This is a genomic window from Rubritalea marina DSM 17716 (assembly GCF_000378105.1).
GTDB lineage: Bacteria > Verrucomicrobiota > Verrucomicrobiia > Verrucomicrobiales > Akkermansiaceae > Rubritalea > Rubritalea marina.
Genome location: NZ_KB899262.1, coordinates 44231 through 65473, shown reverse-complemented (window position 1 = coordinate 65473; position 21243 = coordinate 44231). Strand labels below are relative to the sequence as shown.

Sequence of the window (21243 nt, the reverse complement as noted above, 5' to 3'; positions counted from 1 at the left end):
GAATGGTAGGAGCGGGACGCTAGTTCATACAATACTCGGGTCAAGTAGAATTACGTCTACATGGTGACAGGCTCGATTTGAACACGATTTGAACACGCGATATGAGCGTAAGTTGCCTAGCATCAATCTACTGAATCATGTGTGAGTGAGTGTTTTACGACGGGTGAGACATATTCCAGAGAACACAGGATAGAAAGTAAGTGACCATGAGCTATTCTAAGCAACATGATGAATATGTTTCGATTGGGCTCAGTGACTACTTTTTTAGCGATGCCTCTGATGGCTGAGGATCGCGGTGGCGACACCTTGCCACCACTTACGCCAGAGACAATGCCAGCAGACGTTGCCTCGTTGTGGGCTACCTTTGATCCCGTAAAGGATCCGCTGGAGATGGAGGTCTTGCATACTTACGAGAAAGAGGGAGTGACAGTGAAAATGATCTCTTATGTGGTGGGCACCTTTAAAGGAAAGAAAGTGCGAATGGGGGGGTATTTGGCTTGCCCGAGTGAAGCTAAGGGCAAGTTGCCTGGCATCGTGCAAATACATGGGGGTGGGCAACGTGCCGATCCGGATTACGCAAGGGGGATTGCTCAGAATGGTTACGTCGTTTTATCCACCAATTGGGGAGGTAGATTGATGCTACACCAAGAACCAGGCCAGCCGGGTGAAGGGAAGGTGGGTACGGATTGGGCACCACTCGATGCCACCCAAAAACACAATGGTTGGTACGCAAGCACGAAGCCAGATCCGCTCACCTACGATGATTTTGATTCCCCACGCAATAACAATTGGTTTTTGATCAACCTCGCCAACAAGCGCGCGATCACCATGCTCCAGCATTTAGATCAAGTGGACTCAGAGAAGATCGGAGTCCATGGTCACTCGATGGGTGGCAAGCTCTCGGTCATGTTGGCGGGTACAGACAAGCGCGTGAAGGTGGCAGTGCCATCCTGCGGTGGTACTGGATCTGCCCCAGCTGAGCTGAAGGCGCGCAAGGGAAATTCTGCGCGTCCAAGGCCACTAGAACCACTCTATGCGAAGTACATTGACGATGCCAAGATGCTGCCATTGATCACGTGTCCGATCATGTACAAGGGACCGCACAACGACTTCAATGGCTTGGTTTCGAGCATGGCCTTCAACTGGAGGAATATCCCGGCAGAGACCGAGGTGCGCTACTCGATGACTCCGCACATGAACCACCGCCATTCCAAGGAAGGTGACTTTGTCGATCTGCTCATGTTTGAGCAATACCTGAAGGGGGACTTCGAGGTGCCTAAGAACCCTGAGCTCAAAGTCGACCTCAAAGGTGACCAATACGGGCCAGTGATCACGCTGCGCCCAGACACATCTCAGGAGATTGAAAGCGTGGAGATATTCTATTCACAGGACCCGAATGGTCAGTTCCGTTTCAACCGTTCGGCTGAGGTGAAAAAGCAAGGCGATGTCTATGTGGCCTCAGCGCCGATTACTTCGAAAAACCTAGGGTTCTTCGCCACCGCGAATGTGAACTACAAGCACCCTGAGCACTTGAAGCTGCAGGGGCCGCGTTGGAGTAAAGATCCTGGAAAGACATTCATCATCAGTACGAATATTGAGAAGTTTGAAATCCCAGAGGTGCAGGCAGCGAATCCAGCCGTCACCGATAGCTCGACTCGCATGATCCAGAAAAGCTTCGCCAATGACGGTAAGCCAGATTGGTACCGCTATTCCCAGCGCAGGCTGAACACTCGCAAGGTTCGCGATCCCAAATGGCGTGGCCCGATTGGGGCAAAGCTTGCGGTGGAGGTGCTCGACCCCGCAGCGAAGAATGTGATCATGGAGTTCCGCTTCAATGACTATTCGAAGTACGGTCGCGAGTACCCGCAAGGTGAATTCTATGCTGTGGTGCCTGTTCAACCGTCTGCAGATTGGCAGCAAGTCACAGTCGACATCAATGACCTCAAGCCAGTGAAGGCTGACCAAAAAGGCATGCCAGCGGACTGGCAGACGCTCGACCACCTCACGCTCACCCATCGATTGGATGTGACGGTCGACGGGCAGCCTCAAACCTACCACAGCAATGCCAAGCATGGCCACGGCCAGCAACTGCGCAACATGCAATGGCTCGGCGGGCAATATCCACAAACCATTCTCATGAATGGTGGTGGCCTTGAGCTCAGTCCAGAGGCCTACGAAAAACAATTCTCAGATCAAATAGACGTCTCCATTGAGCTCGAAGAGAAGGTCGATGGACTGAAGAAGGCGAAGCAATAAAGCAAAGAGACATGCAACAACTACACATGAAAGCATTCTCCTCAATCCTACTTTGCACCCTCGGTGCCAGCATTGCCCAAGCAGAAATAACTTGGGACGGTGAAGCGGGAGATGGGCTTTGGAGTTCTCCTTCCAACTGGAATCCAGACGGACTGCCAAGTGCCAGTGATGAGGTAAGTGTGGGAGCTACCGTGACGGCGGCCACCGCGGACTTTGCGACCTTGACGATTGAGTCCGGGGCGAGTGTCGACTTCTCCACTGACAACGTGAGCTCGAAGGTGCTCAACATTGGAGGCACCCTAAGTTTTAGTGGGGCATTCAGGCCCAAGGGAAGCACCCTGAATTTTTCCAGCACGGGGGTGATGGGCAGTGGGATCAACTGGATTGATCTGGGCACTGGTGCGGTCTTGAGTTTTGATGATGGTGCGAGCTTTGGAACCAGCTCCACCCTAGAAATGCGTGGTGCCACCACCCTAGGTTTTACGCTTTCTGATTCGGGTTTCGATACCTTGAATTTAGGGGCACTCTGGGATAGCGGGATCGCTGGATGGAGTGAGATCACGGTGAACCTTGATGTGAGTGATTACGATATCGTGAATGGCTCCAGTGTGGTTTTGATGGATTTCAGCAATGTGGTGGGTGACTTCACTGGCGATTTTAATCCAGTGGTCAATGTGGTGGCTGGTGAGAGTGGGCTGGAAGGTGAGCTGAGCTTTGATAGCGGCTCCGGACAATTGCTGTATAGCTTTGCAGAAGGCCCATTGTCATGGGACGGTGAGGCTGGTGATGGCCTCTGGTCGAGCGCATTGAACTGGATGGGCGATGCCGTGCCGACCAATGCCGATGATGTCCTAGTGGCTGGCTCCGCAGTGGTGACTGGGGCGAGTACCGACTTCAAGAGCCTAGAAATTGGGCAGGGTGCCAGTGTGAGTTTTGCTTCATACTTTCCATCCAGCAAGTTGATCAAGGTGCACGGCACCCTAGATTTGGATACGAATAGCGCCTTCCGTCCCTACGGTTGTGAACTAGAATTTTCAGCGACTGGTAAGGTAGGTTCGAACCTAGGGTGGTTGGACATAGGGACAAATTCGCATCTAAAATTCACTGACGGCGCAAGCTTTGATGTGGCTAGCACCGTGGAGGTGCGTGGTGCCACAACCCTAGATTTCACCTTTTCAGAGACTGGATTTAGCACCCTAGCTTTGGGTGGCTTAGCTGATGGTGGCACCCTAGGTTGGAGTGATTTCACAATGAATGTGGATCTTTCTGAATACGACACGAGCAATGGGCTCTCGGTCGTTTTGATTGACTTCAGCAACCATGCGACGGACTTCGATGGGACATTCAATCCCACGGTGAATGTGATCGATGGTGGCACTGGTATTGGTGCCGCCTTGAGTTTTGATACGAGCACCTCACAGCTAGTGGCTACGATTGACGCCGCTGGCAATGATGCTCCGGTGGCGAGTGGTCGCAGCTACGCCTATGACGGCGAGAATGTGGTGAATGTCACGCTAGTGGCGAGCGACATCGAGGGGGATGAACTCAGCTACAGCATCGTGAGCAACCCGAACCACGGTTCTCTTTCCGGGACGGCACCAAACCTCGTCTACACCTTCACAGGTGACTCACCAGCGCATGATAGCTTTAGTTTCAAAGTGAATGATGGTGTTGATGATTCGAATGTGGCCACAGTGTCGATTTCCTACACGCCTCAGACATCCTCAGACATGTGGGTCTGGCTTCAGGATAAGATCGAGAATGATCCCTTAAACACGGCCACCGTGACGACCTGGACTGAGCCTCACAGCGATGGATCTGGCGATACGATCACGATCTCGCGTATTACTTACGAGCTAGGAACCCTAACTGGGAGCCAGCACACGGCAAATCCAGTGATTGCGGCCTATTATGCCCGCCCAACCGGGGCTTCTAATTTGCCTGGTTTATTGCAGAACCATGGCGGGGGTCAACGGGCGCAGAGTGTGATTCCAAAGTTCTGGGCCGAGCAAGGATACGCTGCAATTTCTATCAATTGGGGTGGCTTGCACCTCAGTGCGGCAAATCCAGACGAACCAGCACCCGCGGAAGGTGAAGTGCATCCGAATACCGACTGGGACGGTATCGCAGGTGGCTTTACCCGAGTTTCTACAGATAGCGAACCACTGGAAAACCCTGTCACTGAAGCGATCTTTTGGGCCGCTGTAGATCCAGCGACATTTAGCGATGGCCAGACGCTCTTCGACATTCCGCACCCAATGAATAGCAGCTGGACGCTGAATGGGTATGCCGTGCGCCGTGCGATTACTTTCCTCCAGTCCCAAGCGGAAGTGGACGATAGTAAGATTGGTGTGCTGGGCTGGAGTATGGGTGGAAGAACGACGATGATGTCATCGACTGATCCACGCATCACGGTGCTGGCGCCTGCAGTTGGCGGAACTGGCTACCTTTATGAAGATTTCTGGGGGCTCCCAGGAACCGCACGTCATTCCACCGGCTGGCAAGATATTGAGCTCTTCAAGAATGCGGTGGCGGATCAAAGCTACTGGCCGCATGTCTCTGTCCCGGTGCTCTTTCTCAATGGATCTAATGATTTTAATGCACCATTTGACTTAGCGACGAAGAGCTTATCGATCCACGAAGTGGGCTTAGGTGATGTCTCACCGAATAACCGCTTGGTGACCGATCCTCATTACAACCACAGAGTGACCGATTCCTCGTTGGCTGCACGGGTGCATTGGATGCGCCACCACCTCAAGGGGGATATTGATTTCCCAGAGACTTCAGATTCCGAACTCGAATGGTCAAGTGATGACGGTGTGCCGCGCTTCAGAGTATTCCCTGACTCATCGACCTCATTCTCTATTGTTTCCGTGGATGTTTATTATGGCACGGATCGTGATTCGCGCACGCGCTTCTGGCGCCATGCAGAAGCGATTGATCAAGGGAGCCACTGGGAGGCTGCATTGCCCGTCTTTGATGTGGAAGAAATGATGGTGGCGCATGCTGTGATCACCTACGATGTCGGCTTTTCGCAGGACGTTCCATTTGGCTCGCCGACGGAGCATCTGACGATCGCTTCCAAGGTGCACACCTATTACCCAAGTGGCGTGGATGATGATTACTCGCTACCCGATGATCTAGACACAGCGATCCATCAAATCCATGTGCTAGATCCAGATGCCTTGCTAGCGAGTGGGGTGAAGGAAACTGCGGAGATTAGCGAAGCGATTGATGACCCATCGGCAAGCCATGGGTTCCGTGATTGGTTTGTCATCAATGGGTCAAACTCGCAGGCTTGGCAGTTCCACACCCGCAAGATCAGTGACATTTGCTACCGTGGTGGTGTAGGAGCGACGTTCCAATTTGATCTGACAGCAGATGCTGAAAATACCCTCGTGGTACGTTTGGTGGCTGATGATTGGAATGGAGGATCTAGTAATACCTACATGGCCTATGTGCCTATTACGATTGGGCTCAATGAAGTGGAGTTGGAGCTTTCTGACTTCAAGTTAGCCGACGGCACTACCGAGCTGGGCGCTTGGAGTCAGGCGAAGTTCATTGGTTTTGGTGCTGAACAAACCTTCAATCTGGGAGCAAGTGCTTGGACTGGATCAGTCCCAACGATCGCCCAGCTCAGCTGGTCGGGTGGTGAGCACACACTGGAACATGGAGTGACGACTAGCTGGCTAGACACCTACGGGTACCGCTGGAGCAATGACGCTTTGCTCGATGATGCGGATGGTGACGGGCAAGCCAACTGGGAAGAATTCATCACAGGCACTATCCCCAGCGATGCATTCTCGGTCTTCCGTGTTACCACGAGTTCCTCTGAAAATGGTGACTTCGTCATCCAATGGCCGGCAGTGAGTGGGAAAAGCTATTCGATCGATCATTCATTCGATCTCAGTAACGAGGGGTGGGATGAAATCGCCACTGGTCATGTGGCGGATGAGGCGATCGAGTCGGTCAGCATCGAACTCAACCCAGAAGATAGAAAAGGCTTCTTCAGAGTACGCGTCGAGTAGAGCAGATGCTGACAGCAAACATTCAACAAACAAAGGCTATGAAAATAAGCACAACACTACACGCAATTACCCCCATAGCACTGACCTGTATAGCACTGGCTAATCCTGTCACTTGGGATGGTGAGGCTGGTGATGGGCTTTGGACTTCACCGCAGAATTGGTCAGTCGATCGTCTACCTCGGCTTGGTGATGATGTGGTGATCAAAGACGCGGAGGTGATCTGGGATAATACATTGGAGAACGGCAACCTACTGGCTGAATCACTACGATTGGATGGGAAAACACACTTGAAAGTGGCAGCAGTGATTCGCTTTAACCACGCTCAGATTCACATCGGGTCTAAGGCAAAACTTACTAGTGAACAAGAGCACCAGATGTTTTTGGATTGGCTGGGTGGGCAAGTCACTTTCGAGTCTGGGGCTGAGCTAGGAGGCAAGGTGCTCTGGGAAAATAAGCTGCAGCCAAGCTTCACCTTTAAGTTGGATGCTCAAGGGTTCAAGCCACTGCGTCCCTATATATTCTCAGTGGATGCCCCACCTGAAAATGCGGCAACCCGCTACGTAGTGGATCTCAAAGATTATCGAGGTCCGTCACAGAAGCTAGTCTTAGTGCAATTCGATCGTTGCTCGAAGGACACGTACCCTGAGTGGTTTTCGACGAAATCAACAGAAATCCTCAATGCTGGTGTCTACCAAGACTGTCGCTTCGAATGGGAAAAAGAAACCCACTCTCTCGTGCTGCATATCGAGAAAAATCATTCAGCCCGCGATGCTCAAGATGGTACGACTCTCATCAAAATGGGTAATCTAACCCTCAATCAACACCGCACCAATAGCAGCCAATAATTCACGATATAATCTTTCCTCCCAAAACCCAAAGCCATCCGAAATCCAATGAAAAATCCAATCCTTAAAAAAACAATCACGCTGATTCTGTTCAGTATCTATGCCGCGCTGTCGTCAATGGCAGCGAGTATCGATGTGTCACTCAATCAGAGTGCCCATGGATCGCCCGGTACAAATCCAGTGGATATCTCAGCTGAGGGAGATCTTGATTGGGGGGTGTTTGCCAATAGCACATTGGCGCCGAGTACTCGGATGAATGGTGGTGCCGGCTACGTCAATATGACCTACGTTGGTGGTGCCTCGGATGCATTTTATAACTTTTATGGTGAGAATAGTTACACTTGGAATAATGGTGACTCACCGGGTACGGGGAGCAACAACCTGACCACCAATGCCAATCTGGGAGCTGATGGTGACGGGGTGCGCCTCAGCTTTAACTTGCCAAGCGCTGGCACCTACCGACTTAAGTTTTACGCGACCACCTCACAGACGAATTTGAAAGCCACTGCCACCTTGGCGAATGGTGGTGTCAGTGATCTTGCGACTGGAACGGTTCCAGGCAATTTGGGCAAGTATGAGTTCACGGTAGATTTCACGACTGATAGTGGTGACACGCTCACGCTGGATGTGGTGAAGGATGGCGGTAATATTATTCTCGCCTATGAAGCCTTTAGTTTGTCTGCAGTGGATGTGACTCCAGTGCCGAACCTTAACATCGATCCGAGCTTTGGCTTCGATAACGATTCAGCAGCCGAGACGTTCCAGCTTCCCTACAACAACAATGGGCAGGAGCCATTGTCGGTGACTGGTGTCACTGTTGGTGGTGCTGATGCCGCACACTTCACGGTGGGAGCTTACAATTCATCGCTCGCCGTGGGCGCTGCAGGCAATATTGCGCTCAATTTCAACCCAGGCGCGGGAGACAAAGTCTACAATGCCACGCTGACGATTGCATCCAATGACTCAGATGCACCCAACACTGTGGTGAACATTGCTGTGAGTTCTGGCGATGTGGCACAGGTAGTGGACCTCTTCATCATTGCTGGGCAATCGAATGCGAATGGGCAAGGGGAGCGCTCCAATTTAATGAGCCCAGCACAGTCAGGACCGCACGATGTGATGTTCTATTGTTCGTGGCACAGCGATGGCTACAATGCCGAGAGCACTCAGAATTTCTCCGATTGGGCGGAGCAAACTGAGGCTGGCTACACTCGCGCATATTGGTACGACAATCGATTTGGTAATGGTGGCGCCTTGGGTGGTGATACGGCTGCCGGTGCCCTAGGGCCAGCTGCGTGGTTTGGTCCTGAGATTGGCTTTGCCGCTCGTGCCAATGAAATCAATCTGACGGGTAACCCGATCGGGATCATCAAATATGGTGTGGATGGTTCCGGCCTCAGCACCTCGACGGAGGTCACTGCCGCGTCGGACTGGGATACAACTGCGACGGGCTACCGACAGGGTGATGCTTGGCGCGGGTTCAAAGCAGCGATTTCTGATGCGGTCACCAAGCTAGAAGCGGATGGCCACACCCCGAACTTTAAAGGCATGATCTGGTGGCAAGGTGAGAATGGCACATCAGCAGCGGCTTTGAATGAGTTCATCACAGCAGTGCGCGCTCACCTTGCGAGTGAGCATGGCTTGCAGGATTCTGCAAATTTCCCAGTGGTGATCACTGGCAACAACCGCTGGGGAGCAGGTTTGGAGGCTGGAGTTGCAAATCCAGATGACGACATCGCCTTTGTTAACTCAGATCACTACGGCCAATCGAATAGCCAAGTTCACGTAGGCAAGAGCGGTGAAGGATCGTCCGATAACACTGGGAATGGCACCAATGACATGTACGACATTGGTGAAGCCTATGCGGATGCTTTGGCTACTGTGGTAGAGCCTAGCGAAGTAACGCCTCCGCCAGCGGGTGGCGACATCGTGGATGTCTTCATCGCGACTGGGCAGTCGAATGCGGTGTACCCGATGGACAATCAATACGGCTTTGGCCGAGGGGTTCAAGCGGCTCTGAGTGCTTCTGGCGAATTTTCCAACCCGACGGTGGTATTGCAGGGGGATGGTGGCCGCCCGATTGCTTATTGGTGGGCAGAATTCTGGGCTGCTGGCGGAGCTGCTTACACCGGATATGACCGTCACTTCTTTGACATCGATGGCAGTGGTGAAGGAAGCCTCCAGGCGAAGATCAATGAGATCATCGCAGCGGGCAATACACCTCGCTTCCGCGGCGTCTTTTGGTGGCAGGGTGAGAGCGATGGACTTGGCCCATATGCCACTGCCAATACCACACAGGCAGATTATCAAACCCGCTGGGACGGCTTGCTGGCAAAGCTAGATGCCGATCTCCAAGCCGCTGGGCTGGACCACACTCAATACAAGTTCGTGGTGAATACTGTGGCTGAGTCTGGAGACCAAATCAACACGATCCTCAATGCTGTGGCTGACGCTGACCCGCGTGGAGCCATTTATGATGCGCTCAATTCTCCGTATCATAATCAAAATATCATCGTGGAAGCGGAATATGGCAATCTTCATGATTACAACCACTTCGCGGTGGGGCAGGCAAATGCTCAGCTCTTCATTGATACTTTCGAAAACACGCCAACTGGCTACACGATCACCTTCGTTAATGTTGATGGATCGCAGTCATCTCAGTCGGTTTCTGCAGGAGTGGTAGCGACCCCACCAGCGGGAGTGAACTCGGGTAACCGTACTTTCACAGGCTGGCCGACAATTGCTCCGGCCACCGCAGATGCCACCTACACCGCAGAGTATACTGAAGCAAGTGGTGACATTGTGGATTTGTTCATCGCGACTGGTCAGTCGAATGCTGCTTGGCCGTGGGATTCCGTGAATCAGGTCGGTACTTTCCAATTTGGTGCGGGCGTGCAGGCGGCACTGACCGCTTCTGGTCGCTTTACCAATCCGACGGTCGTGATCCAAGGCGAGCCGGGCATGGCAATTGAGAATTGGTTCAAGGATGGTGCTCCGCAGTGGGCCTATCAGAAGAACTTCTTCGGCACCTATCAGGGTGGGACGGCAGCACTCGAAGCCAAGATAGCTGAGCTCGAAGGCCAAGGTAAAACCGTTCACTTCAAGGGCCTCTTCTGGTTCCAAGGAGAAGCGGATGGTGATGGAGCCACCACGGGGGTAAGCACCCCAGATTCGGTCTATATCGAACGTTGGAATGGCATGCTCAATGAGCTGGCTGGCGATGTAGGAAGCAGTGACTTCCGCTATGTGATGAACACTGTAGGCAATTCGGGGCAACGGATTAATAATGTCCTCGCTTCGATCACGAATACGGACTCCCGAGCTGCGCTTTTTAATACCCAAGTGGCTCCTTACCGGACCAACTTTGCGGACATTCACGGCTACGATCATTTCGCAGTCGGTGAGGCCAATGTGCAGCTCTACATCAATAGCTTTGTCGATGGTGCCACGCCTTCAAGCTACGAGATTACTTTCATCAATGTGGATGGTTCTACGACAACTCAATCGGTTCTGCAAGGAGTGGTGGCGATTCCTCCAGCGGGTGTGAGCACCCCAGATCGAACCTTCACTGCCTGGCCAAGCATCGCTCCAGCGACTGAGGATACAAGCTACTTAGCCCAATATCTATTGGTGGGTGGTTCCGCTGATTTGGCCGTATCGCTGAGCCAGAGTGCTAGTGGGGCGCAGGGAAGCACCGCAATTGATCTCAGTGCTGATGGCACTCTAGATTGGGGAGCTTGGGATGGTGCGCTTACGGTTCCTGGGCAGAGCATGGATGGTGGCATTGGATTCACCAGTCTGACGGCGATTGGCAATACCAGCTTTGATGGTGGCTCGTTTTATGGCCAGAACCAGTATTCTTGGAGCAATGGTTCTCCTACCGCTTCAGGAAGTACCAGTTTTGCTGGAAATGCAACGATTGCCGCTGTTGGTGATGGAGTACGTCTCACCCTAGATGTGGCTAATGCGGGCACGTACCAGCTGAAGTTCTATGCCACAACCTATGAATTGAACCTCGATGCCACGGTGCGCCTAGCGAGTAGTGGCACCACTGACACGATTGCTGGTAACTATCAGAGCAATAGCACTGAGAAGTACGAATACACCATCGACTTCACGACTGATGGCGCAGACACCTTGACACTAGATTTAGTGAAAAGTGGTGGCAATAATGCGATCTTTGCCTACGAGGCCTTCTCGTTGGCAGCAGTCAGTGTGCATGAGCCGGTGGAAGGCTTAGGCAAGATCATCTGTATCGGTGATTCCCTGACCGAAGCCTCAGCCACTCACACTGCCGGTGACGGTAATTGGTCGTGGCGCTATCCATTCTGGAAGCATCTAGTGGATCAAGGGATTGCCCATGAATTTGTGGGCACGAGCACGAACAATTACGATCCAGTAAATCCTGACGCGTTCTCGGTCTACCCCGACTACAGTGGTCAGACTTTTGTCAATAGGCATGAAGGGTACTGGGGCTTGGGGGCAGTTCATCTTGCCAACATGGCTCCATCATTCCTGAGCACCCTGAAAGATCAGGATGAGACCCCTGACACAGCGGTTGTCTTCTTGGGCGGGAATGACATTGGTCACGATGATACGACGACTGCTGAAGACGTCAGAGATAACCTCAAGTCCATCGTGGACAACCTTCAGGGGGATGTCGGCAGTCATGGTAACCCGAATATCCGTATCTTATTGGTGTCGATTCTTCCACGTTTCAATGCTGATGTGAATGGTGACTTCACTGTACCAAAGGCTGAGAACCTGCACTATGTGGCGATCAATGGTTTGCTGAGCACCCTAGCTGCCGATGAATCTACGGCGAGCTCTGAAGTCAGCTTTCTAGATCTAGCAAGCACCTTCGATACGGCTGCTGACGTCTACTACGACGGGGTTCACCCGAATGCTAATGGTGAGCAGATTGAGGCAGATTCCATCTATGGAGCCCTCGTTGGGCCACTCGATAGTTTCACTATCACCTTTGTCAATGTCAACGGAACTGAGACGAACCAGACAGTAGCTGCAGGAGAGATTGCTGAAGCACCAACTGGTGTGAGTACGGAGACTCGTAACTTCATTGCTTGGCCAACGATCGAACCTGCTACGGCCAATGCCACCTACACCGCACTCTATGAAGAGATGGTGGTCACCTACACCATCACTTTTGTGAATGTGGATGGCTCAGTGAGCACTCAGACTGTGGACGCGGGCGTGGTGGCGACTGCCCCAGCCGGAGTGAATAGTGGTGACAAGATCTTCACCTCATGGCCGCAGATTTTGCCTGCGGCTGCAGATGCGACCTATACGGCGAATTATCAGATCGATGTCGGTCAAGTCGACATCAGTTGGGTCGGTGGTGCTGGCGATAATTTATGGACATCTGCTGCAAATTGGTCGGGGTCAGTCCTGCCGAGTGCTGGTCAAGTGATCGCAATCAGCAATGGTCAAGTCGTTGACATCCCTGCCAATTTCTTTGACCTAGCAAACGACATTGTCGTGAATGTGGCCGGAAATTCACAGATCGACAACAGCACTGCCGCTGCTCGTTTGTATGAATCGATGACCTTCAATTTTGCTGCTGGAAGTGGTATGAGCGGAGCCTACATTGACCTCCTATATGGAACCCTCAATTTCGAGGATGGAGCCACGTTCACGCCAAGCAATATCCAACACCGTGGGACGACGAGCTATGGGATGACGCTCTCAAGCGCAGGCTTCACAACCCTCACTCCGGGGGCGCTGCACGACGCGGGTGATGAAGATTGGTCAAAGGTGACCTTCAACATCGATGTGTCAGCTTACGACATCGCCAATGGACTCACTGTGGACTTGATCGATTACGCAAGCCACAGCGCCGCATACGGAGCAAGCTTCGACCCAGTGGTGAATGTCACCGCCGGCGATTCTGGGCTCAGTGGTGCGCTCAGCTTTGAGGTGGCGACTTCTAAAGTGGTATTCACCTTCGACACTAGTTATGAGATCACCTTTATCAATGTCGATGGCTCAGAAAGCAGCCAATGGGTGATGACTGGTGAAGTGGCTGTTCCTCCCGCGGGAGTGAGTGATGGAGACAAAATCTTCACGGCTTGGCCAGTGGTTGCTCCGGCATCTGCTAATGCGACATACGTGGCTCAATACCAAGTAGACCTAGGTGCTGTGGATGTAACTTGGGACGGTGGTGCTGCGGATAGCGTATGGACTTCTGCAGCGAACTGGACTGAAGATTTGCTCCCAGCTCAGGGTGATGTGATTGCCATCGCGAATGGAGATACTGTGGATATTCCAGCCAATGATTGGTCACTCCCAGCTGGGATTACGGTCAATGTTGCGGGTGACTCACAGATCGACAACAGCTCGGCTGCAGCCCGTCTCTACGGTGGGATGACTTTCAACTTTGCTACCGGCTCAGGCATGTCAGGTGCTTGGATTGACCTCTACGATGGCACTCTGAATTTTGAGGATGGTGCGACCTTCACGCCAAGCAATATCCAGCACCGTGGTACGACAAGCTATGGATTGGTGGCTTCAGCGACTGGATTCACCACCCTCACTCCCGGAGCCCTCAAGGATTCTGGTAGTGAAGATTGGTCAGATGTGACCTTCAACATCGATTTGAGTGCCTATGACACGAGCCATGGTAAGGTTCTCGAATTGATCGACTACGCTAGCCATACGGCAGCATACGACGGCAGCTTCCATCCCGTGGTGAATGTCGAGGATGCTGGTGCTGGAATCACAGGTTCGCTGACATTCGACCTCGAAAACTCAATGGTGGTCTTCACGGTTGATACGAATTATGAGATTAGTTTCGTCAATGTGGATGGCTCCGTGAGCACCCAGACGGTGGCTGAAGGGCAAACGGCCGCACCACCAATCGGGCTGAATTCGGGTAGCCGTTACTTTGCGGGCTGGCCTGTGGTGGCACCTGCGAGTGGCGCTGTCACCTACACAGCGCACTACCTAGAGCTTGCAGCACCAGCAGATCAAATGTGGCTCGGTGGATCAGGTGACTCACTCTGGACATCTTCTAGTAATTGGAGCAGTGGAGTGGTACCAGCGAATGGCGAGACTTTGGTCATTGCAAATGGTCAGACGATTGACATCCCAGCCAACGATTGGTCGCTCCCAACTGGGGTCACCATGCACGTGGTGGATGGCGCTCAGATCACGAATAGCGCGGCAGCTGCGCGATTGTATGGTGGAATGACTTTCCACTTCTACGATGGCAGCGGGATGGATGGGGCTTGGATTGATCTCCAGGATGGCACCCTGAATTTTGAAGATGGAGCCACCTTCAGCCCGAGCAACATCCAGCACCGTGGCACGACCACCTACGGGATTCACTTCTCTAGTGCGGGCTTCACCACCCTCACTCCTGGGAATCTCTACAATGGTGTGGATGAAGATTGGTCGGATGTGACCTTCAATGTCGACCTGTCTGAATACGAGCTAGAGAATGGCTTGGTCATTGATCTGATCGACTACGCGAGCCACGCTGCCGCCTATGATGGCGAGTTCAACCCTAGCGTGAACATCAACGATGGTGGGCGCGGAATTGCTGCGGTGCTCGAGTTCGATGTCGCGCGCTCAGCTGTGACCTTGGTCATTGACCACTACCTGAGTGAAGATGGAAATACCCACCACTTTGTGCTCGATGAGTCTGGCTTCATCACGGTCGAAGAAGATAACTTGGATGGCACTGACCGTTCATGGTCGGACATCACGATCCATGTGGATGTCTCGCAGTACGCGGGGGACTTGGATTCACCCATCATCCTGATGGACTACTTGTCACACGATGCGGTATTTGATGGCGTCTTCAACCCGAATGTGGTGATCGTGAGTGGCGACTCAGGCTTGGCGGCCACTCTCTACTTCGACACGGCAAATTCCCAGCTCGTCCTTGACTTGTTCGTGGAGCTTGCTTGGGATGGTGATGCTGGAGATAATTCTTGGCTCAGTGCTAGCAATTGGGAGGGAGATTCCCTGCCAAATATGGATGATTGGGTGAGAGTGAGCCAGGGTGCTGCCGTTGTGGATGGTAAGCGTGACTTCAACTCGCTCACTGTGGAAGCGGGGGCATCGGTCACCTTTGCTGATGAGTTCATGGATTCAAATTACTTTGTGGTGGATGGGGAAATCGATAAGTCTGGAGTCTTCCGCTTGCAGGCATCGGTGCTCGAGCTCCGTGGCAGCCTTGGTGCTTCCCTCACATTCCTTGATACCAATGGAGCACTCATTGAATTTCACGATGGGGCAGCCTTTGCTAACCCGAACATGAGCTTTGAACATAAGGGGCAGAATACCTTTTCCTTTAACTTGTCGGCTGCAGGTTTCACCACAATCCAAGCAGGCAGCCTGATGGGTTCGGGATGGGACAATGTGACCTATGAAGTGGATCTATCTGATTACGATATAAGCAATGGCACCACCGTTGTTCTGATGGATCACAGCATGCATGCTGGCGCTTATGATGAGCCATTTACTCCAGCAGCAGTCAATGTTTACTCAGGGTCTAGCGGGCTCAATGGCACCCTAGGTTTCGACACTGTCACATCGTCATTGGTCCTCACCATTGTTGAAGAAAATTAGCCCCTAACTTGGAACCCTAGGTTTGTAGCATATGCGTGAAACCTAGGGTTGTTTATTCTCTAGATGTGCTCCCTAGTCCTGTGATCACAGGGCAGACTAAACCCAGCTGGCCAGTCTATGCTATGGCATCAAAATTGCAAAAATATGATGCGAGCAAATCAATGGAAAAAGTGGATGGCACTGGCGCTGGTGGCGCCGGCACTGGGGACTGGCTTGGAAGCAAAGCCTGAGAAGAAGGAGCCTTTCGATCGAGCCTGGGTGCCGCAGCCGGTTTTTGAGAAAGAACCTGGCTATGTAGAACTTTACTGGACCGCCTGGCAGCAAGCCTACGATCACGTGGCGCACAAAGAAGGGATCGCGCAAACACCCTACATGGATGAAGCATTTTCGGATAGCCATGTGTGGATTTGGGATACGTGTTTCATGGTCCTCTTTTGCAAGTACTCACCTGAGAAATTCCCCGGGGTGGAGACCTTGAACAACTTTTATGAGCCCCTGCATTCTGATAAATATGCAGGTGGGACCTTTCCCTTGGGGATCCGCCATCCAGACAATCCACCCTTGTTCGCATGGGCTGAGCACGGAAATTACCTTTTCACCGGGGATGACGATCACGCAAAGACATTGCTGACAGAAACCAAGTACCTGCAGAAGCACCACCATTGGTTCAACCAACTAGAATATGGCTGGCAGTTGCAAACCCAAGAAGGCCCGAGTGCTGAGGTGACATTGGAACCAAAGAAGCTCGGCTACAAGTGGACCGGATGTTCCAGCGGCATGGACAACACCTCCCGCAATCGTGATGGCCTCTGGGTCGATGCCATTGCCCAGCAAGGGCTCTCAGCATTGGCAATCCAGCGGATGGCGGAACGACTCGGAGAGAAGGAAATCGCTGCCAAGTGGCAAGCCAAGTACGAGTCGGTCAAGCAAATGGTGAATGACTACTACTGGGACGAAGAAGATGGCATTTACTACGATATTTCTGAGGACGGGAAGACATTTCACAAAGTGAAGACTCCCGCATCGTTTTGGCCGATGCTTGCTGAAATGTGCTCGCCTGAGCAAGCGCAGCGGATGGTAAAACACATCACTGACCCCAATACCTTTGGCGGCGAGAGACCCTGGGCCACGGTGGCGCGTGATCACCCTAGCTTTGTGGCACCAGATGGAGCCTACTGGCGTGGTGGTATTTGGTTGCCCACTGCCTACATGGGCACCAAGGCCTTGGAAAAATATGGCTTCCACAAAGAAGCAGACGAGGCGGCTGAGAATCTATTGGCACACATGTACCGCACCTACAAGGCCGTGGAGCCGCACACAATTTGGGAATGCTACAGCCCGACTCGCGACTACCCAGTGGTGCGTAGGAATGGTCACATCGTGCGCAAAGACTTCTGCGGATGGTCAGCACTTGGCCCCATTTCTATGTTTATAGAAAATGTGATGGGCTTTCACACAGTGGATGCGAAGGAAAAGCGGATCGAGTGGAGGCTCCACCAAGAGCAAAAGCATGGCCTGAAGAACTTTAAGTTTGGTGAGACCGTGGCAGACATCCTCTACGATGGAGCGGGCCGTGTCACCGTGCAAAGCAATACCGCATTCGAGCTTGTGATCAATGGCGAGAACCACCAGATCAAACCAGGAAAGCAATCGCTGAAAGCAATGCCAAAGCAAGGAAACTAAGATGTTGAACCAATACGCAAAACTATTCGGAGCCTGCACCCTAGCTATGGCAATGAATGCCCAAGCTGAGGTTTCTCTGCCGAAGGTGATTTCCAGTCATATAGTCTATAGCTGGGCGGATAACATCATCTACAATGCCATGATCGCCCCGCTGACCCCCTATGCGATCAAAGGAAGTATCTGGTACCAAGGGGAGTCCAATCGTGGAGATACTCAGTACTTTAAAAAGCTACAAGCCTTGTCCTACGGCTGGTCGAAAGCATTTCGTGTGCCTAACATCCCGCTCTACCAAGTGCAAATCGCACCCTATGATTACAGCAATGGCCAGCAGCCAAAGAATAGCACACTCTGCGATACGATCTGGGCTGCCCAGTACAAAGCTACCGAGGAAATTGAAGGCGTCGAACTGGTGGCCATCCACGATACAGACATCCATGTCAAAGACATCCACCCCAAAAGCAAGCAACCGGTCGGTGAGCGGCTCGCTTCCATGGCGCTCGCCAAAATTTATGCCAAAGACGTAGTCTGCGCTGGCCCCAGCTTCGCTTATGCGCGCCTCGTGGGGGACAAGGTGCAGGTCGAATTTTCTCAGGTTGACCGTGGCTTGCAGACAAAAGACGGCAAGGAACCATCGTTCTTTGAAGTTTCAGCCGACGGCACAGACTTCGTGCCAGCTTCTGCCATCCTCCAGGGAAATACCGTCTTACTCAGCGCTGAAGCTTGCCCCAAGCCACGCTTCGTCAGAATGGGGTGGTCAGACATCGCGATCCCGAATTTACAGGATGAAAACTCTTGGCCAGTGTTCTCATTCCCTGCTCAAGCGATCCAGCACTAGAGAAAGACCCTGTGATCACGGGAAAGACAAATTACCACCACTTTGACATAGTTATTAATCCGAACTGCCGATTCTAAGGAGCCAGTTCATTCAATCATACAAATAATCCTGAAATTATGAAAAAACAATCCACTCCTCAATTGCTCGCTGCCATAGCCCTGAGCGCAATACTACCAATGGGAGCTCATGCTGCGACAGTCACCTGGGATGGCAGCGAAGCTGATAACGATTGGAACAATAGTGCTAACTGGGACGGTAATGCTGTTCCTGTAGCTGGCGATGATGTGTTCATCACCGATGGATCCTCTGTCACAGCTACGGAATTCAACGGTTCTTATACAATCAACCTTTCAGGCGGATCTTCATTAATAGATCCTACCACTAGTATTGCGGGTGGTGTTTTACGTCTAGGTAGTACCACAGTGAACATTGGTGCTGGTTCGACTTTTGGTGGTGGCAGCTTTCTTGACCTCAGTGGTGGCACTATCAATTTTGTTGATGGTTCATCGGTGAATGCATCATTTTGGGAGCATAAAGGCACCAATGCTTTTAATTTCGAACTCAGTGGTAGTGGCTTCACATCCATCAATGCTGGCAATTTATTATTAGGTGGAGGAGCTACCATGGCTGATGCTTCATACACCGTGAATGCCGATGCGTTCAAGGGGATCGGCACACTCACGCTCATGTCATTCTCGAATAATGCCATTACTGATTCAGATTTCCAAACTGCAACCCTTGATGTGCAAAACCTTGATGGTGGACGTGATTGGGAGTTGGTCTACGACTCTGGTAACGTCAACTTAGTGGTGACTACGGCAGTCCCAGAGCCAGCAACTACGAGCCTCCTAGGCCTCGGAGCTCTCGCGCTCTTCGTGCGCCGCAAGCGCTAGGCACTACGAAACATATTCTCATTTCAGATGCCGTCATTCCTTCGGGAATGACGGCATCTTTGTGTGTGCTGCGGCCTAGAACTCGATCTGTTAGCGAACTCCTACATATACAGGGTGTTTTTAGGTTGATATTAAGTGAGTCATGTAACAATATACTCTTTGGCCTCAATGAACTGAGGAAGCTAACACCATATTGATATTTGTGATGAAAAACCTACCCAAATCCAAACTACTAGGAACATTCGCACTCTTCGCCATTTTGCCAATGGCGGCGCAATCGGCCACAGTCGTGTGGACTGGCGGCGCTGCTGGGAATAGTAATTGGTCGGATGCCGCAAACTGGGATGGCAATGGCAGCGGAACTTCTGGAGCTCCCGGAATCGGTGACACTGTAACCATCAACAATGGCGATACGGTTATCATGGACTTAGCTGGTGACAATATTACCTTTGGTGTCGATCTCACCCTTTCAGGCAATTCAAACCTTTCTAGTGATGGAGTTGTATTTAGGGCTAACAATGCGACCTATCACGTGAGCTCAGGATCTTCTTTGAACGGAGGAGGATTCTGGGATCTTGATGGTGGTACATTTAATTTCCAAAACGGAGCTTCCGTGAACATGGGTAACTGGGAGCAGAAAGACCTCAATGTCTTCAGTTTTGAATTAGGGGCTGCTGGCTTTACCACGCTAACACCAGGTACATTTAGACTCGGTAATGGTGGCATGACAGGAGCGATCTCTAATGCTACCTACAATGCTAACATGGCCGCTTATACTGGCGGTGTGGGGGTGATCACATTAGTGGATTTCAGTAGTGACGGCGCAAATATGGACAACGCAACTTTCACAGATGCTGCGACTGGTGCCAACTTTGGTGTGAGCGGGCTGGGTGCTGGACTTCAAGCGGAATTCCAATGGAATGATTCCACTGAGGCGATCGAACTCCATGTCACAGCCGTCCCAGAGCCTGCTACTACGAGTCTCCTAGGTCTCGGAGCTCTCGCGCTTTTCGTGCGCCGCAAGCGCTAGTTTTGTACCGTGGCAGGGATGCGTCTCTGTCGCTGCCTGAGCTTTGTGGAGGGGCGAGCGTTCTTGGTGAAGGCACTTCACACTTTTGACTTCGCACGTTTCACTTCTACAAAATCCCTTGTTTGAAGGCTTTGCTAATCGCTTCTGGCGCGTTGCGGACGTCGAGTTTTTTGTAGATGTTGCCGACGTGGCTATCGACGGTGGTGTAGCCGATGTTGAGTTTGGCGGCGATTTCCTTTTTCACTAGGCCCGAAGAGATGAGTTCGAGGACTTCGAGCTCGCGGCTGGTGAGGGTGGCCTCGACTTCGCTTTTGGGGAGTTTGTGTTTGAGGGTGTTGAGGATGAACTTGGCCACGCTTGGGTCGAGGGTGGCGCCCCCTTTCATGACTTTACGAATGCTATGGGTGATCTGATCGAGCGCTGCGGACTTGAGCAGGTAGCCATCGGCTCCCTCGGAAATGGCATTGAGGACATCTGCCTCGCTGTCGGACTGGGTGAGGATGATGATCTTGATCTCGGGGGAGATTTGTTTGAAGAAGGGGATGGAGTCGATCCCGTTCATGCTGGGTAGGTGGAGGTCCAGCAGGATGAGTTCTGGAAGATCATTAGGTTTGGCATTTTGAAGCGTGCGCAGTGCGACCTCTGCAGTGCCGAATTGGCTGATGAGATTGATGCCTTTTTCATCTTCTAGAGCGAGACTAATGACTTCTCTGTAGTGAGGGTTGTCTTCGATGACGGAAACTTTGATGGTGTCTTGCATGGTGTGATTTCCTTGGTGAGCTTGAAGAGGTTTTGAATTTTTATTTTGAGGCTGAGTACAGTGGAGGTGGCCCCACCCTCAGGTGTCTGGAATGGATGTCTAGGTCATCAGTGATGATGTCCCCACTATTTTCTGTGATAGCGACTTAGATGGTTTTTGGGAGCTGTCAGAAGCATCTGTCAAGAGAGCCATGACCAACGAGTAGGTATGATTTCATGATGTCGCGCATGATGTATAGAAATATTTGATACTCTGGCATTTCTTGTTCGGCCATTTCGCGTTGAGTATTGGTGTGATGTGACTTCCGTGGCTTTGCCGGAG

9 protein-coding genes are annotated in these 21243 nt (G+C 52.0%); 8 read left to right on the top strand and 1 reads right to left on the bottom strand.

The genetic code is table 11. From position 1 onward, the window contains the following. Nucleotides 1-225: 225 nt before the first annotated feature. The 8 genes from F454_RS0111685 (at nt 226) to F454_RS0111650 (ending at nt 20162) form a co-directional block, all read left to right on the top strand. Nucleotides 226-2256, top strand: coding sequence for a dienelactone hydrolase family protein (locus tag F454_RS0111685; protein ID WP_240471567.1), 2031 nt, complete (start codon nt 226-228; stop codon nt 2254-2256). Nucleotides 2257-2267: 11 nt separating this feature from the next. Then, nucleotides 2268-6284 (top strand): Ig-like domain-containing protein, encoded by a 4017-nt coding sequence (locus tag F454_RS0111680; RefSeq protein WP_018970844.1) that lies wholly within the window; start codon nt 2268-2270, stop codon nt 6282-6284. 38 nt (nt 6285-6322) lie between these two features. Beyond that, the gene (locus F454_RS0111675; RefSeq protein ID WP_156817260.1) at nt 6323-7129 is read left to right on the top strand and encodes a hypothetical protein; all 807 of its coding nucleotides are present in this window, start codon (nt 6323-6325) and stop codon (nt 7127-7129) included. Nucleotides 7130-7177: 48 nt separating this feature from the next. After that, a complete protein-coding gene (locus F454_RS0111670) occupies nt 7178-15721 on the top strand; it encodes a sialate O-acetylesterase (RefSeq protein ID WP_083913005.1) in 8544 nt (2847 codons plus the stop codon). Between the two features lie 144 nt (nt 15722-15865). Next, nucleotides 15866-17404, top strand: coding sequence for an MGH1-like glycoside hydrolase domain-containing protein (locus tag F454_RS0111665; protein ID WP_018970841.1), 1539 nt, complete (start codon nt 15866-15868; stop codon nt 17402-17404). Between the two features lies 1 nt (nt 17405). Beyond that, nucleotides 17406-18239, top strand: coding sequence for a sialate O-acetylesterase (locus F454_RS15050; RefSeq protein WP_018970840.1), 834 nt, complete (start codon nt 17406-17408; stop codon nt 18237-18239). 116 nt (nt 18240-18355) lie between these two features. Beyond that, the gene (locus F454_RS0111655) at nt 18356-19132 is read left to right on the top strand and encodes a PEP-CTERM sorting domain-containing protein (RefSeq protein WP_018970839.1); all 777 of its coding nucleotides are present in this window, start codon (nt 18356-18358) and stop codon (nt 19130-19132) included. Between the two features lie 205 nt (nt 19133-19337). Beyond that, nucleotides 19338-20162: a PEP-CTERM sorting domain-containing protein gene (locus F454_RS0111650; RefSeq protein WP_018970838.1), complete on the top strand. Its 825-nt coding sequence runs from the start codon at nt 19338-19340 to the stop codon at nt 20160-20162. Between the two features lie 106 nt (nt 20163-20268). Here F454_RS0111650 and F454_RS0111645 read toward each other — a convergent pair whose 3' ends face one another. Next, nucleotides 20269-20922: a response regulator gene (locus F454_RS0111645; protein WP_018970837.1), complete on the bottom strand. Its 654-nt coding sequence runs from the start codon at nt 20920-20922 to the stop codon at nt 20269-20271. Nucleotides 20923-21243 lie beyond the last annotated feature (321 nt).

Coding starts and splice junctions, on each gene's coding strand:
- F454_RS0111685 (WP_240471567.1), top strand. CDS start 226: ATGATGAATATGTTTCGATTGGGCTCAGTGACTACTTTTTTAGCGATG.
- F454_RS0111680 (WP_018970844.1), top strand. CDS start 2,268: ATGCAACAACTACACATGAAAGCATTCTCCTCAATCCTACTTTGCACC.
- F454_RS0111675 (WP_156817260.1), top strand. CDS start 6,323: ATGAAAATAAGCACAACACTACACGCAATTACCCCCATAGCACTGACC.
- F454_RS0111670 (WP_083913005.1), top strand. CDS start 7,178: ATGAAAAATCCAATCCTTAAAAAAACAATCACGCTGATTCTGTTCAGT.
- F454_RS0111665 (WP_018970841.1), top strand. CDS start 15,866: ATGATGCGAGCAAATCAATGGAAAAAGTGGATGGCACTGGCGCTGGTG.
- F454_RS15050 (WP_018970840.1), top strand. CDS start 17,406: ATGTTGAACCAATACGCAAAACTATTCGGAGCCTGCACCCTAGCTATG.
- F454_RS0111655 (WP_018970839.1), top strand. CDS start 18,356: ATGAAAAAACAATCCACTCCTCAATTGCTCGCTGCCATAGCCCTGAGC.
- F454_RS0111650 (WP_018970838.1), top strand. CDS start 19,338: ATGAAAAACCTACCCAAATCCAAACTACTAGGAACATTCGCACTCTTC.
- F454_RS0111645 (WP_018970837.1), bottom strand. CDS start 20,922: ATGCAAGACACCATCAAAGTTTCCGTCATCGAAGACAACCCTCACTAC.